We start from the raw sequence: 13,701 nt of genomic DNA on the forward strand, positions 1-13,701 counted from the left end.
ATCTAATCAAAATACGTGCAAAAGCGATCCTGCGCACGTTCTCTTGTGGCCGAATCGCTTGAGCATCCTCATTGTTTGTTTGATGTGTTTTTCGGGTGCCTGGTATTCTTATGTTCGGAAGACATTCCCGAAGCTGGAATGACGGCAGAGATAGAAAACAAGAATGGCCAATGAATTCGGTTTGAATGATTTCAGTCAGGATCTGCTCGACCTCACCGGCAGAAGTATCCTGGTGACGGGAGGGACCGGCTCATTCGGGCAGCGGTTTGTCAGGACGGTGATGTCCAACTGGATGCCGAACCGGCTGGTCATTTATTCCCGCGATGAACTGAAGCAGTTCGAGATGTCCCATGCGCTCCGGCGGGAACTGACCGGCGATCAGTTTTCCCGATTGCGGTTCTTCATCGGCGATGTTCGCGACGGGCCGCGGCTGCAAATGGCCATGCGGGATATCGACATCGTGGTTCATGCGGCTGCGCTCAAACATGTGCCGATCGCAGAATACAATCCCATGGAGTGCGTCAAGACGAACATCGTCGGCGCCGAGAATGTCATCGCGTCGGCGATCGCCCAGGACGTGGCGAAGGTCGTCGCGCTATCGACGGACAAGGCGTGCAATCCGATCAATCTTTACGGCGCCAGCAAGCTCGCCTCCGACAAGGCGTTTATCGCGGCGAACAATCTGGTCGGTTCCGGTCGGACACGCTTTTGCGTGGTGCGCTACGGGAACGTCGCCGGCTCCCGCGGTTCGGTCATCCCGTATTTCCGTGAGATTGCCCGCAAGGGGGAGGCGCTCACGATCACCGATGAGCGGATGACGCGGTTCTGGATCACACTGCAGCAGGGCGTCAATTTCGTTCTTTCGAGTTTCAAGGTGATGCAGGGCGGGGAAATTTTCGTTCCGAAAATTCCGAGCTCTTCGATCACCATGCTGGCAAAGGCGATCGCACCCGACCTGCCGATCGAAGTCGTCGGGATACGGCCCGGCGAAAAGATACACGAAATGATGATCGGGGAAGATGATGCCCGGGTTACTGTTGACCTTGGTGATCGGTACGCAATCGAACCCGAATTCGTCGATTATGGCCGCCGCTCGTTCCGCGAGACGCTGAACGCAGTTCCGGTTCCTGCGGAGTTTTCCTATTCCAGCGCCACGAATGACTGGTGGCTCGATCAGGAGAGCCTGCGCCGGATGCTGGATCTGGTGGATGCCTAGGGGCAGCTTCCGGAAAAGGTAAGCCGGAGCAATTCCATAAGTTGTTGATAGGAGCTTTGGTACACGCGCGCCGGCTCTTTTATTTGTTAGATCTTCTGAAGCGGGCTTGGAGAGCGCATGTATTGGTTTGCCTGATAGATGTGATCCAGGTTCAATTCTATACGGTTTCGAACTTGTAGACCGGTACGTGGTTTTTCTGAAAGCGTATTCAACGGCGGGAAGACGTTCTCATGGCAAGGCAACAGGTTCTCAGGCAGACACCCACCAACCCGGTCGTAGCCTCTCTGCAAAAAGCGATTGCCCTGCAGTCTTCCGGCAAACTTGAAAAGGCCTTGCGCATCTACAAATCCGTGTTGAAAAAACACCCGCGCAATGCCGATGCGAACCATCTTCTCGGTGTCACCTATCGCCAGCTCGGATATCCGAAACGGGCCATCGAATACATCGGGAAAGCAATCCAGTTTTCTCCGGACAAAGCGCCTTTCTTCACGAACCTGGCCCGCGCTCAGGCGGATCTTCCCGAGAGCTCCCTGGAAGAGATCCTCCAGAACGCGGAAAAAGCGATCAGACTGGATGCCGGGCAGGTCGAAGCGATCAACCTGAAGGCCATCACGCTGTTCAAGTTAGGGCGCAAGCCTGAGGCTGAACGTGTTTTCCAGAAGCTGCAGTCCGACTTTCCCAACTACCTGGAAGGTTACCGTAACTTTGGCAAGCTGTTGATGGAAAAAGAGGAACACGAGAAGGCCCTGTCCATCTTCGAGAAACTGGTACAGAAGGAGCCGGACAACGCCGAACACCGTGCGGCCCTGATTTGGTGTCGACTGACACTCGAAGACTACGACACTGTCGAAACGGAATTGGCGGATGCGCTGAAACGTTTTCCTGACGATGGCGATATCAAGCATCAGGCCGCCAAATATCTGTACATGATCCGCCAGCCCTATGAGGCACTTTCCTTTGCGGAAGATGCGGTCCGTGCCGATCCGAAAGACTCGGGACGTCACGTGACCCTCGGTCTTTGCTACCTGTTCATGCGCCGCCGGGAAGAGGCGCTTGAATCCTTCCTGCTCGCCAAGCGCCTGGCCAATGGGGACAATCCCCAGATCGACTGGAACCTGTCGCTGACGTACATGGCTCTTGGGGACTTCGAAAAAGGCTGGGATCTGCACCCGGCAAGGCTCGCCGGTAAGGGCCTGGGTGGCGTCATGAGCCGGGAGTTCGATGTCCCCCTCTGGGATGGGGGCGATCTAACGGACAAAACCCTTCTGGTCTGGCAGGATCAGGGGATCGGCGACACCATTGTCTCGGGCATCATGCTGCATGATCTGCTCGAGCGTGGCGGCAGGATCATTTACGAAGGCCCGCCCAAGACCGTAAAACTGTTTCAGCGAACCTTTCCGGACATCGAGTGCCGCGGGACGAGGATTCCATACAATGCCGATGATCCGTCGGCCAAACCCGATTATGACTGCCAGATCGCCATCTCTGATCTGGGTGGTCATTTCCGCCGCAGCCGCGAGGCGTATGCAAAGGCCAGGAGGCCGGCGTTCAAGTTCGACCGGGATCAGGCACTCGGTTTCCTGGAACGCCTGAAAGATCGCGCAGATGGGCCGATTGTCGGCGTCTCCTGGAGATCGCAGAACCTGGCAACATCCCGGATGAGGTCCTATCTGTCCGCGCCGGACTTCTGCCCCGTCATGGCGTTCGACGGTGTGACCTATGTAAACCTGCAATATGTCAGCGTGGAAAAAGAACTGCGTTTCCTGGAAGAGCATACCAACGGGAATTTTATCGATTTCCCGGATGTGGATCTGTTCGACGACCTGGATTCCGCAATGTCTCTTTCCGCGATCTGCGATTTCGTCGTTGCCGCAAATACCTCGGCATCCGTCTTGCCCGCGGTCCTGGACATTCCGGTTCTGAGTTGGGGCGCGCCTTATCTGATGCCGCTTCTGGAAGGGAAATACATCCTTACCTTACCTACGACGCATTACTGCGAAATAGACGAGAGGCTTCCGACAAAGGAAATCGTTCCGGTGCTCAAGGAGGAACTGGGGAAGCTTCTGAAGGACTTTTCCCCCGAGGCCCGGAACAGGCGGTTGGGGCTGTAGGGAATGGTGCCGAAGCGGACCGAGACTTTTGAACTTTCCCGGTCCGCGATCGGAACGTAGCTCGCAGAGAGTGTGTATAACAAAAACGCCTAAGCGAGCCGGCTTCTCTTCGGATCGTAGAACGGCGCCAACTGAACGGCTGCCGGGAACCGCTCGCAAGCGATCTCGACCTCGAAGTTTCCGCTCTCGATGAACTCCTTCGTCACGCCGTTCGGATGGCCGATGTAGCCCATTCCGAGCGATGCGTTGAGCCGGTGGCCGTAGGCGCCGGACGTTACCGAGCCGACAATCCGGCCGTCTTTCAGGATCGGCTCCTCATGATAGAGGAAGGGGATGGGGCCGTCGCAGTCCACCCGGATCTGCGCCAGCTTGCGACGGGGAAGCCAGCCCGCACATCCGTGAAGCAAGGCTTCGCGACCGAGAAAGCCGCCCGGTTTGTCGTAAGCGACGGCAAATTCAAGACCGGCCTCGCAAGGCGTGTCGTCCTGGCCGATATCATGTCCCCAGTGACGGTAACCCTTCTCCATTCGCAGCGAATTGAGCGCGAAATATCCGGCTTGTCCGAGGTTGAACTCCGTGCCCGCCTCGACAAGCCGGTCGTACACGTGCTGGGCAAACTCGGCCGGAATGTAGAGTTCCCAGCCAAGCTCGCCGACATAGGTGAGCCGGCTTGCGCGCACTTTGGCATAACCGATCTCGATCTCCTGACTGGTGCCGAAGGGAAACGCGTTGTTGGAAAAATCGGCACCCGAAAGCTGCTGCAGCAGCGCCCGCGATTTCGGTCCCATCACGCCCAGCATCGGCAGGCCTGAGGTCAGGTCGGTGATGAACACACGCGCGTCGTCCGGTATCTGCCTGCGGAACCAGGACATGTCCCGTGTCTGACTGGTGGCGACGGAGACAACCATGAACGAAGTCTCCGCGAGCCGGGTCACGGTCACGTCGGCTTCGATCCCGCCGCGCTCGTTCAGGCATTGGGTATAGACGATCTTGCCCGCGGGCACATCGATCTGGTTGGCGCAGATCCGGTTCAGCACCCGGCAGGCATCGCGGCCGTCGAAGCGGAATTTCGTGAAACAGGACTGGTCGAACAGCGAGACGTTTTCCGCAACGTTGCGGCACTCCTCTGAGACATTGCCGAACCAGCTGGGCTTTCCGTAGGAATAGGCGACCGCGCGCTCCTGCCCGGGTTTCCAGAAGAAGCCGGGCCGTTCCCAGCCTGCCGCTTCCGTCATCCAGGCGCCTGCCGCTTCGAGCCGATCATGGAACGGGCTGCGTCTTGCGCCGCGCGCGGTCTCGACCTGCAGGCTGGGCCAATGCATGCTGAACAGCAGCCCCAGCGTTTCCTTCGTACGGTCGTAGAGATAAGTCCTGTTCGACTGGAACGGCTGCATGCGCCGGACGTCGACATCCGAAAGGTCGACCGGGGCATAGCCGTCGCGGATCCAGTCGGCCAGCGCCTTGCCGACACCGCCCGAAGACAGAATGCCGACGGAGTTGAAGCCGCAGGCCGCAAACAGGTTCTCCACCTCCGGCGTCTCGCCCAGCAGGTAACGGTCGTCCGGCGTGAAGCTTTCCGGACCGTTGAAGAAGAGCTGGATGCCGGTATGCGCGAGCGACGGGTAGCGCTCGATGGCCTTTTCAAGATAGGGCGAGATATGTTCGAGATCCTCCGGTAGGGTTCCGAAGCAGAAATCCTCCGGAATGCCTTCATGCCCCCAGGGCTTGGCGTCGGGCTCGAAAAAGCCGAACAGCAGCTTGCCCGCATCCTCCTTGAAATAGGAGCATTCGTCACCGACGAAAACGATCGGCAGGTCGCGGGTGAGCTCGGGCATGGCCTCGGTGACCATGTAGTAGTGCTCGGCGGCATGCAGCGGCAGGGACACGCCGAACCGGGCGGCGAAGTCCCTTGACCACATGCCGCCGGCGATCACCACCTTGTCGGCGCGAACCTCCCGGTCTTCCAGACGGACGCCGACGGCCTTGCCGTTTTCGATCAGGATCGCGTGAACGGGGCAGTTTTCGAAGATCTTCGTCCCGCCCGTGCGTGCGCCCTTGGCGAGCGCCATGGTCACGTCGGCCGGATTGACCTGGCCGTCCTTCGGCATCCAGATGCCGCCGGCCAGATCGTCGCTGCGGATCAGCGGGTAGCGTTCGGCGACCTCTCCTGCGGACAGGACATGCGCCTCCAGGCCGAAATTGCGGGCCATGGACACGCCGCGCTTCAACTCCTCCAGCCGTGCCTCGTGCGTGGCGAGCCGGAGCGCGCCATTCTGCTTATAGCCGGTCTCCTGACCGGTTTCGGCAGCAAGGCTGGTGAAGAGTTCGCCGGTGTATTTGGCAAGCTCGGTCATGTTGCGGGTCGCGCGCAATTGCGTGACCAGCCCGGCGGCATGCCACGTGGTACCGCTCGTCAGTTGCTTGCGCTCGAACAGGGTCACGTTCGTGATCCCGATCTTTGTCAGGTGATAGGCAATCGAGCAGCCGGCGACGCCGCCACCTATGATTGCGACGTCACACCGTGCGGGCACTTCGTTCATGTCTTCCTCCCGTCCGTTCCTGCCTTGACGCGGATCCGCGCTTGTTATTTTCCGGTCATGCCGGCGGCGATCAGGGTCACCATCTCGAACATCATCACCATGGCCAACTGGGCCGTGATCTGATTCGGGCTGTCTTTGGTCGGCATCAGGCACACGACATCGCCGCCGATGATGTTGAGCCCTTTCAGACCCTGCAGGATGCGGGTCGCCTGGCGGATCGACAGCCCGCCGAAGCCCGGCTCGATGTTGGAAACGCCCGGCGCCACAGACGGATCGAGGGAGTCGAGATCGAAGGTGATGTAGGCCGGCAGGTCGCCGACCCGCTCGCGGATGATTTCAATGGTCCGCTCAACGCCGAGATCGTCGACCTCGTCCATCGTCAGGACGCGGTAGCCGAGGTCGCGGCTCGTCGCGCCGACCTGACCGGTGTGGATCGTCGCCGAAGGGTGACCGCGAATGCCGAGCTGGGTGCTGGCGCTGGCGTCGACGACGCCGTCACGCACGGTGTAGGCGGCCCAATGTCCGGCCGACTTCCGCGCGCCGTTCCAGTGTTCCATGTTCTCGTAGGTGTCCGTGTGCGCATCGAAGTGGATCAGCGCACATTTCTTTCCACCGGAGAGATTGCGTCCTTCCCCGGCAATGGCCTCGAGGATCGGCCCTGTAATGGAGTGGTCGCCGCCGATGGAGACCGGCCGGGTTCCGGCCGCATCCAGGTGCCGGTAGAAGGCCTCGATGTCGCGGACGCAGGCTTCGTTGTTCATGCCTTCGGGCAGGGGAACATCGCCGAGATCGTGGCAGCGCACGGCATCCCACGGCGAAAAGCCGTGAACGCCGTGGGCCCTGCGGTAATAGCCCGATACGTGGCGCACCGCGCGCGGTCCCAGATGCTGGTCCCGTTCGGTCGACCCGTTGCCGGAGCTGTGCGGCACGCCAACCAGGCCGATATCGCATTTGGCCGGGTCGAAATCATGCTCGCAGCGGAAGAACGTCGGTACTCCCCACCAATACCATGCGGACGATTCCGCGCGCGCCTTCTGGAACGGGTCAGACATTCCGTCTCTCCTTAGTCAAATCAGGGATGAATCAGTTTCTGCAGGAACGCGGCGGCCCGGTCCGTCTGCGGATTTGCGAAGAAGTCTTGCGGCGGCGCGGATTCCACGATCGCGCCCCGGTCCATGAAGGCGACACGATCGGCGACCCGCTTCGCAAAACCCATTTCATGGGTCACGCAGATCATGGTCATGCCGGTTTCGGCCAGATCGGTCATCACGTCGAGCACCTCGCCGATCATCTCCGGATCGAGCGCCGAGGTCGGCTCGTCGAACAGCATCGCCTTGGGCTCCATGCACAGCGCCCGGGCAATCGCCACGCGTTGCTGCTGGCCACCGGAAAGCTGGCCCGGATACTTGTCGGCCTGGTCGAGGATGTGCACCCGGTCGAGATAGCCGCGCGCCCGGTCGCGCGCCTCGGCGTCGGAGATGCCTTGCGTGCGTTTCGGCGCAAGGATGCAGTTCTCCAGCACGCTCAGATGCGGAAACAGGTTGAAGCTTTGAAACACCATACCGACGTGGCGCCGGATATGGGTGAGCGATACGCCGGGGGCGTAAAGCTGCTGGCCGTCAAAGGTGATCGTGCCGGCATCGTGGTGCTCAAGGGCGTTGATGCAGCGGATCAGGGTGGATTTTCCCGAACCGGAAGGCCCGCAGATCACGATCTTTTCGCCCTGGAAGACCGAAAGGCTGACATTGTCGAGGGCGGTGAAGTCCCCGTAGTTTTTCCGCACGCCTTCCAGGCGGATGATCTCAGTCCCGCTCATCTTGCGCCTCCTACCGAGCCGGGCATGCCGGTCTTTTCCCAGGCAAAGCGGCGTTCGATGCGTTTCTGGATCGCCATCAGGGTGAAGACCATGACCAGGTAGTAGATCAGGGCCGCGAGATAGTACTCGCTGAACTGGAAGGTGCGGGCGACGGAGATCTGGGTCACCGTCATCAGTTCCTGCAGGGAAATCACCGAGGCAAGCGAGGTGATTTTCAACAAGGTAATGAACTCGTTGACAGTCGGCGCAAGGGCTATGCGCGCGGCCTGGGGGAAGACGATGAAACGGTATACGTCCGTGTGGGTCAGGCCGAGGGCAATGCCTGCAGCCCCTTGCCCGTGATCGACCGCACGCAAGGCCGCGCGATTGATCTCCACCTGGTAGGCCGCTTCATTGAGCGAGAGCGCCAGCCAGGCGGCGAGGAACGGGTTAAACCATGGCTCCCGGAATACGGGGATGAATTGCGGCAGCGCGTTCCAGACGAAGAGCAGCAGCAGAAGCTGCGGGACAGCGCGAAAGATCAGGACGTAGCCGGTGGCGAGGGTACGTGCCACACGGTTAGATCCGTTCAGCACCAGTGCCATGGGCAGCGATATGGCGATCGCCGTCGCATGGCTGATCACGGTCAGGGAGAGCGTGATGAGCGCACCCTTGAGATAGGCAGCCGATGTCAGGGCCGACCAGAAAACCTGGGTATCGAACTCCATCACGCCCTCTTCTGCTTGGGTTCAGGCAATCACTCGCCGATGCCGGCGAGCTGCGACGGCGACAGTTTCCAGGTTTCGACGATGCCTTTGAGCGTGCCATCCGCGATCAGGGCGGCGATTGCCTTGGCAAGCTTGGCCTTGTCGTCGCCATTGGGCCGGATATAGGCGGCGTAAGGCTGGGGCGTTTCCAGCGGCACGGTCCAGACCGTTTCGAATTGTCCGGGATTTTCAAATTCGCGATAGGCGACTTCCGTGTCCTGGGTCATCACGCCGTCGACGCGGCCGACCTGCAGCTGCTGGATCGCGTCTGTCTGCTTGGGATAGACCTGCACGTTGATCGCAGACAGCCCCTTGGCTTCCAGCGCGGCGCTCATCTGGTTGAGCTCTTCGACATATTTGGTGCCGGACTGTGCGGCGATGGTCTTGCCGGCGAGATCCTCGACGCTGGCAAAGGGTGCAGCACCCTTCTTGGCGACGATGACGATGAAGGTGTTCAGGTAACCGACACCGTCGAAGGTCTTCTGCCGTTCCTCGGTCAGAAGCGTGCCGCTGATTACCGCATCACAGCGGGAGGCGCTGAGGCTCGGCAGAAGGCCGCTGAAATCCATGGTCATGACCTTGGGCTCGACGCCCCAGTGCGCGGCGAGGGCGGAAACCACATCGACGTCCACGCCGACCGGCTTCTGTTCTGCCGACATGAACTCCATGGGCGGGAATGTCGGGTCCTGGCAGACGGAAAACACGCCGTCCTCAACGAAACTGGGTGAGTCTGACGCCGCTAGGGCCGGGGTGGCGATAAGGGCCGCGACAGCGGTGACCGCGGCAGCGAATTTTCTGGAAGATCTGGACATATCAGGCTCCTTCAAGGCTGGAAGGCATGTGAGCGCTTGTTCGGTATTAGCGAACTTAGTAATCTATTTAACTGGTGATCCTGTCAATATATTTCGCTTACAGAGGACTTTTTATGTTATTAATATACAAAATTGCCTACCGATTGGGCAGGATGACCGCCAAAAGCCTCGGGAATGCACAAATTCGCTTCGCAAAAGGTCGCTTTTGCGCCGCTTCTAACTTTTGACTAGGACGACAGTCGGCTGATATCGAAGCCGTCAAGCAACGACTCTTGAGGATAAAAACGCATGGCGCTCACACCCACAGACAAGCCTTCGATCAATATCGGGGACAAGCTGCGCCAGCGCCGTCAGGAACTGGGCATGACGCTCAGCGACGTGGCCGAAAACATCGGGGTGACAAAGGGATTTCTGAGCGAGGTGGAACGGGACAAAACCTCGCCTTCCGTTGCCTCGCTTCTGCGGATCTGTGAGACCCTGAGCATGCCGATCGGTGCGCTCTTTCCCAACAACGAGTCACAGGTCATCCGGAAGTCGGAACGGCTGTCCATCAAGTTCGGCGGCATCGACATCGACGACTTTCTGATCAACGCGCACCAGCAATCCAGGTTCCAGGCGATCCTCTCGCAAATGCGGCCGGGTGGCGGCGGCGGGGATGAGCTCTACAGCGTCAACTCCCAGGAAGAGTTCGTGTTCGTGCTCAAGGGCAGCGTGCGGATCACCCTGGAAGGGGAGACGACCGTTCTCGATGAAGGCGACACCATGAGCTTCAACCCGAGGCTCCCCCATACCTTCAAGAACAATTCGGACACGGAACCGGCGGAAGCCCTGTTCATCGTCTCACCGCCCCCTCGCAACTGAAATTGCGCTAAGCGCCGGCCGCAGCCAGCAGGGATGCATTGCCGCCGGAGGCGGTGGTGTCGATGCAAACATGGCGCTCGAGATGGCAATAGCCGGCCATGTCGCGATCGGTCACCAGCGGAACAAGCGGTCCGTCCCGTTTCGCAAGTGCCATGCGGGTGGCCCGCAAGTCGGCCTCATCGCTCCACAATGCGACCACAGAAACCCCGGACAGTCCGGTGAGATCGTCCCGGTCCAGGAAACCCGCGATGGCCGAGCCGTCGTTCACGCCTGGGCAGACGACAAGGGCCGGACAGCCGTTCTCCTGGGCGATCTGCGCCTGTTCTGCGGCATCCTCGGGCGTTGGGCCAAGGCACAGGACCTTGCCGCGCGGATAGAAGGAGAGCTGATTGGATTCGCCGGTGGGTCCAGGCATTTCCAGAGTTTTCAGGATCGTGCGCCCGGTGTCGGGCAAGTTGTCCAGGGCCTGCTGCACGGTTTTGAGTTCCACCGGTCCGGCGGGGTCGGCTTTGGAAACAGGCCGTTCGGGCAATCGGGTAAAGCGCGGGACATAGTTCGGCCCGCCGGCCTTTGGCCCGGTTCCCGACAGGCCTTCGCCGCCGAACGGCTGGGACCCGACGATCGCGCCGATCTGGTTCCGATTGACGTAGATATTGCCGACATTGAGGCTCGTCGTCACATGCTCGACCCGGTCGTCGATCCGGGTGTGCAGACCGAATGTCAGGCCATAGCCGCTGGCGTTGACATCCGCGAGGATGCGGTCGACATCGTGAGACTTGAACGTGGCGATGTGCAGGACCGGTCCGAATATTTCGCGGTGCATGTCCTTCATGCCTTTTACGCGAATGGCGGCGGGGCCCACGAACGTCCCCTCCTTGGGGGGCTTCAGCTGTTTGAGCAACCGGCCCTCCGATCTGGCCGTTTCGATATGCGCCTCGATCTCCTTGCGCGCCGTCTCGGTGATGACCGGGCCGACGTCGGTGCTGTAATCCCACGGGTTGCCGAGGACCAGTTCATCCATTGCGCCATAGAGCATCTCGAGGAAGGCCGGGGCGACATCTTCCTGCAGGAACAGGATGCGGAGCGCCGAACAGCGCTGGCCGGCAGAGCGGAAAGCGGAGTTGACGATATCGCGGATGGCCTGTTCGGGTAGCGCGGTGGAGTCGACGATCATGGCGTTCAAGCCGCCGGTTTCGGCAATCAGGGGCGCATCGGGTGCGGCGCGCTTTGCCATGGAGCGATTGATCATCTGCGCCGTGCCGGTTGATCCGGTAAAGCAAACGCCGGAGATACGCGGATCGGCGACGATCTTCGCGCCGACGACCGAGCCGCGGCCCGGAAGCAACTGGAGAACGCTGCGCGGAACACCGGCCTGATGAAGCAGCTTCACCGCAATCGCTGCGATGATCGGCGACGGCTCGGCCGGTTTGGCCAGCACGCCGTTGCCGGCGGCCAGGGCGGCCGCGATCTGTCCGGTGAAAATGGCAAGCGGGAAATTCCAGGGCGAGATGCAGGCGAACAGACCACGCTGCTTACGTTCGCCGAGCCCGGGGATCCGGGCCGCATAATAGCGCAGGAAGTCGACCGCTTCGCGCAGCTCCGCGATCGCGTCTGGCGGGGTCTTTCCGGCTTCACGGGTCAGGGCGGCGAAGATCTCGCCGAAATTCTGCTCATAGAGCGCGGCGGCACGATTGAGGATCTCCGCCCGTTGCGGGCCGGGGCAGTCGCTCCAGTCGCCTGCGGCATCCAGGGCGGCTTCGGCGTCCTCAAGCGTGGCCTCTGTCAGCGTGCCGATCAGGTCGCCGGGATTGGAGGGACTGTGAACCGTTCTGGGCGCGACACCCCTGAATTCGGCCGCCAGAAGTGGCTTCGCGACCCATGTGGCCTTGAGAAAGGGTTTGCGGTTCCGGTCGATGTCGCCCAGGTCGCGGTCGTCGTGGAGATCCCAGCCTTTCGAATTCATCCGCTCCGGCGCGAACAGATCGCTCGGGCGTTGGACATGGGCGGCGGGCTTTTCCATGTCCGCGGGCAGGGCCTCGAAGGGGTCCGCGGCGACCTGGGCTGCCGGGACTTTTTCGTCGACGATCTGATTGACGAAGGAGGAATTGGCGCCGTTTTCGAGCAGGCGCCTGACCAGATAAGCGAGAAGATCGCGATGGGCTCCGACGGGAGCATAAATGCGGCAACGGGTTCCCTCGTTCTGCTTGACCTGGCGGTGCAGCACTTCGCCCATGCCGTGCAGGCGCTGGAACTCGAAGGCGGACTTGTCTTCCGCCAGTTCGAGAATGGCCGAAACCGTATGCGCATTGTGCGTGGCGAACTGCGGATAGATGCGGTCGGTCATGCCGAGCAGCTTGGCGGCACAACAGATATAGGAGACGTCGGTGGCGCACTTGCGGGAAAAGACCGGAAACCCGTCCAGGCCTTCCACTTGCGCGCGCTTGATTTCGCTGTCCCAATAAGCGCCCTTGACGAGACGGACCGTGATCTTGCGGTCAAGCTTTTCCGCGAGATTATAGAGCCAGTCGAGCACGGGTGCCGCCCGCTTACCGTAAGCCTGGACGACCACGCCGAAACCGTCCCAGCCTGCCAGGCGCTTGTCGCGCAGAACCGCTTCGATCACATCGAGAGACAGATCCAGGCGATCGGCCTCTTCCGCATCGATGTTGAGCCCGATGTTGTGCTCGCGGGCCAACAGCGTCAGGGCCAGCGTGCTGTGTACCAGTTCACTCATCACGCGGTCGCGCTGGCCGACCTCGTAGCGCGGATGCAGGGCGGAAAGCTTGATCGAGATACCGGGATTGTCGCGGATGTCGTCCGATTTGGCCTGGGCGCCGATCGTCTTGATCGCGTCGCTGTAGGCGTTGAAGAACTTCCTGGCATCGCGTGCGGTCAACGCGGCTTCACCCAACATGTCATAGGAGTAGGTGTATCCCTTCTTGACCGAGCTCTTTCCGCGGGAAAGCGCGCTGTCGATGCTTTCGCCCAGAACGAACTGATTGCCCAGCTCCTTCATGGCCGCCTTGACCGCCATGCGGATCACCGGCTCGCCGACCCGCTTGACGGCGCCATGCAGCACCTGCGCCACGCCCCTGGACTTTTCGTCATCCAGGACCCGTCCGGTCAGCATCAGCGCCCAGGTGGAGGCATTGACCAGGGAGGAGGACGACCTGCCCAGATGGCGGCCCCAGGAAGACGGTGCGATCTTGTCCTCGATCAGATCGTCGATGGTCTCGGCATCGGGAACCCGCAACAAGGCCTCCGCGAGGCACATAAGGGCAATGCCTTCGTCGGTCGACAAACCGTATTCGGCGAGAAAGACTTCCATCAGGCCGGGCGCCGCATCGGCGCGGATGGCCTCCACGAGGGAGTGTGCCCTGGTCGCAATGGCGCGCCTCCGGCCGGGGTCGGGCTGAAACTTCGCCGTCAGGCGCTCAAGGACGGCGCCGTCCTCCGCCAGATGGAGTTCGGACATTTGCTTCCGCGGCGCGCTCAGCTCGTTCATGGCAGGACCTCGTATCAGGAGGTTTCAGTATCGCATGCTTTCAAAAGGCATATTTCCCTGATATCAATCGACTTTATAGAGATAGAACTTAAAA

9 protein-coding genes are annotated in these 13,701 nt (G+C 60.7%); 3 read left to right on the top strand and 6 right to left on the bottom strand.

Annotation, left to right across the window (positions count from 1 at the left end):
• Positions 1 to 163: 163 nt before the first annotated feature.
• On the top strand, positions 164 to 1,216 hold the full coding sequence (gene pseB / locus ACN0SO_RS25930) for a UDP-N-acetylglucosamine 4,6-dehydratase (inverting) (RefSeq protein ID WP_417682593.1): 1,053 nt from the start codon (positions 164 to 166) through the stop codon (positions 1,214 to 1,216).
• Positions 1,217 to 1,446: 230 nt separating this feature from the next.
• A complete protein-coding gene (locus ACN0SO_RS25935) occupies positions 1,447 to 3,327 on the top strand; it encodes a tetratricopeptide repeat protein (RefSeq protein ID WP_417682595.1) in 1,881 nt (626 codons plus the stop codon).
• A gap of 89 nt (positions 3,328 to 3,416) precedes the next feature.
• Here ACN0SO_RS25935 and ACN0SO_RS25940 read toward each other — a convergent pair whose 3' ends face one another.
• The 5 genes from ACN0SO_RS25940 to ACN0SO_RS25960 are packed head-to-tail and all read right to left on the bottom strand — an operon-like array spanning position 3,417 to position 9,241.
• On the bottom strand, positions 3,417 to 5,867 hold the full coding sequence (locus ACN0SO_RS25940) for a GcvT family protein (protein WP_417682597.1): 2,451 nt from the start codon (positions 5,865 to 5,867) through the stop codon (positions 3,417 to 3,419).
• Positions 5,868 to 5,911: 44 nt separating this feature from the next.
• Complete coding sequence (locus ACN0SO_RS25945) at positions 5,912 to 6,919, bottom strand: arginase family protein (protein WP_417682599.1); 1,008 nt, start codon at positions 6,917 to 6,919, stop codon at positions 5,912 to 5,914.
• A gap of 20 nt (positions 6,920 to 6,939) precedes the next feature.
• Entirely contained in the window at positions 6,940 to 7,683 is a 744-nt protein-coding gene (locus ACN0SO_RS25950; RefSeq protein ID WP_417682601.1) for an amino acid ABC transporter ATP-binding protein, read from the bottom strand.
• Complete coding sequence (locus ACN0SO_RS25955; protein WP_346911539.1) at positions 7,680 to 8,390, bottom strand: amino acid ABC transporter permease; 711 nt, start codon at positions 8,388 to 8,390, stop codon at positions 7,680 to 7,682. The genes ACN0SO_RS25950 and ACN0SO_RS25955 overlap by 4 nt, the downstream gene beginning before the upstream one ends.
• A gap of 29 nt (positions 8,391 to 8,419) precedes the next feature.
• Complete coding sequence (locus tag ACN0SO_RS25960; RefSeq protein ID WP_417682603.1) at positions 8,420 to 9,241, bottom strand: transporter substrate-binding domain-containing protein; 822 nt, start codon at positions 9,239 to 9,241, stop codon at positions 8,420 to 8,422.
• A gap of 288 nt (positions 9,242 to 9,529) precedes the next feature.
• Between ACN0SO_RS25960 and ACN0SO_RS25965 the strand changes: the two genes are divergently transcribed.
• Positions 9,530 to 10,102, top strand: coding sequence for a cupin domain-containing protein (locus tag ACN0SO_RS25965; RefSeq protein WP_417682605.1), 573 nt, complete (start codon positions 9,530 to 9,532; stop codon positions 10,100 to 10,102).
• A gap of 7 nt (positions 10,103 to 10,109) precedes the next feature.
• Here ACN0SO_RS25965 and putA read toward each other — a convergent pair whose 3' ends face one another.
• Positions 10,110 to 13,607 carry a bifunctional proline dehydrogenase/L-glutamate gamma-semialdehyde dehydrogenase PutA gene (putA, locus tag ACN0SO_RS25970; protein ID WP_417682607.1) on the bottom strand — a complete coding sequence of 1,166 codons (3,498 nt, stop codon included), beginning with the start codon at positions 13,605 to 13,607 and terminating at the stop codon, positions 10,110 to 10,112.
• Positions 13,608 to 13,701: the final 94 nt, after the last annotated feature.

Source organism: Roseibium sp. (assembly GCF_048260565.1).
GTDB lineage: Bacteria > Pseudomonadota > Alphaproteobacteria > Rhizobiales > Stappiaceae > Roseibium.

Excerpts from the sequence above, each read along its gene's own strand:
- ACN0SO_RS25965 (WP_417682605.1), top strand. The coding sequence starts at position 9,530 with ATGGCGCTCACACCCACAGACAAGCCTTCGATCAATATCGGGGACAAG.
- ACN0SO_RS25935 (WP_417682595.1), top strand. The coding sequence starts at position 1,447 with ATGGCAAGGCAACAGGTTCTCAGGCAGACACCCACCAACCCGGTCGTA.
- ACN0SO_RS25950 (WP_417682601.1), bottom strand. The coding sequence starts at position 7,683 with ATGAGCGGGACTGAGATCATCCGCCTGGAAGGCGTGCGGAAAAACTAC.
- putA (WP_417682607.1), bottom strand. The coding sequence starts at position 13,607 with ATGAACGAGCTGAGCGCGCCGCGGAAGCAAATGTCCGAACTCCATCTG.
- ACN0SO_RS25955 (WP_346911539.1), bottom strand. The coding sequence starts at position 8,390 with ATGGAGTTCGATACCCAGGTTTTCTGGTCGGCCCTGACATCGGCTGCC.
- ACN0SO_RS25945 (WP_417682599.1), bottom strand. The coding sequence starts at position 6,919 with ATGTCTGACCCGTTCCAGAAGGCGCGCGCGGAATCGTCCGCATGGTAT.
- pseB (WP_417682593.1), top strand. The coding sequence starts at position 164 with ATGGCCAATGAATTCGGTTTGAATGATTTCAGTCAGGATCTGCTCGAC.
- ACN0SO_RS25940 (WP_417682597.1), bottom strand. The coding sequence starts at position 5,867 with ATGAACGAAGTGCCCGCACGGTGTGACGTCGCAATCATAGGTGGCGGC.
- ACN0SO_RS25960 (WP_417682603.1), bottom strand. The coding sequence starts at position 9,241 with ATGTCCAGATCTTCCAGAAAATTCGCTGCCGCGGTCACCGCTGTCGCG.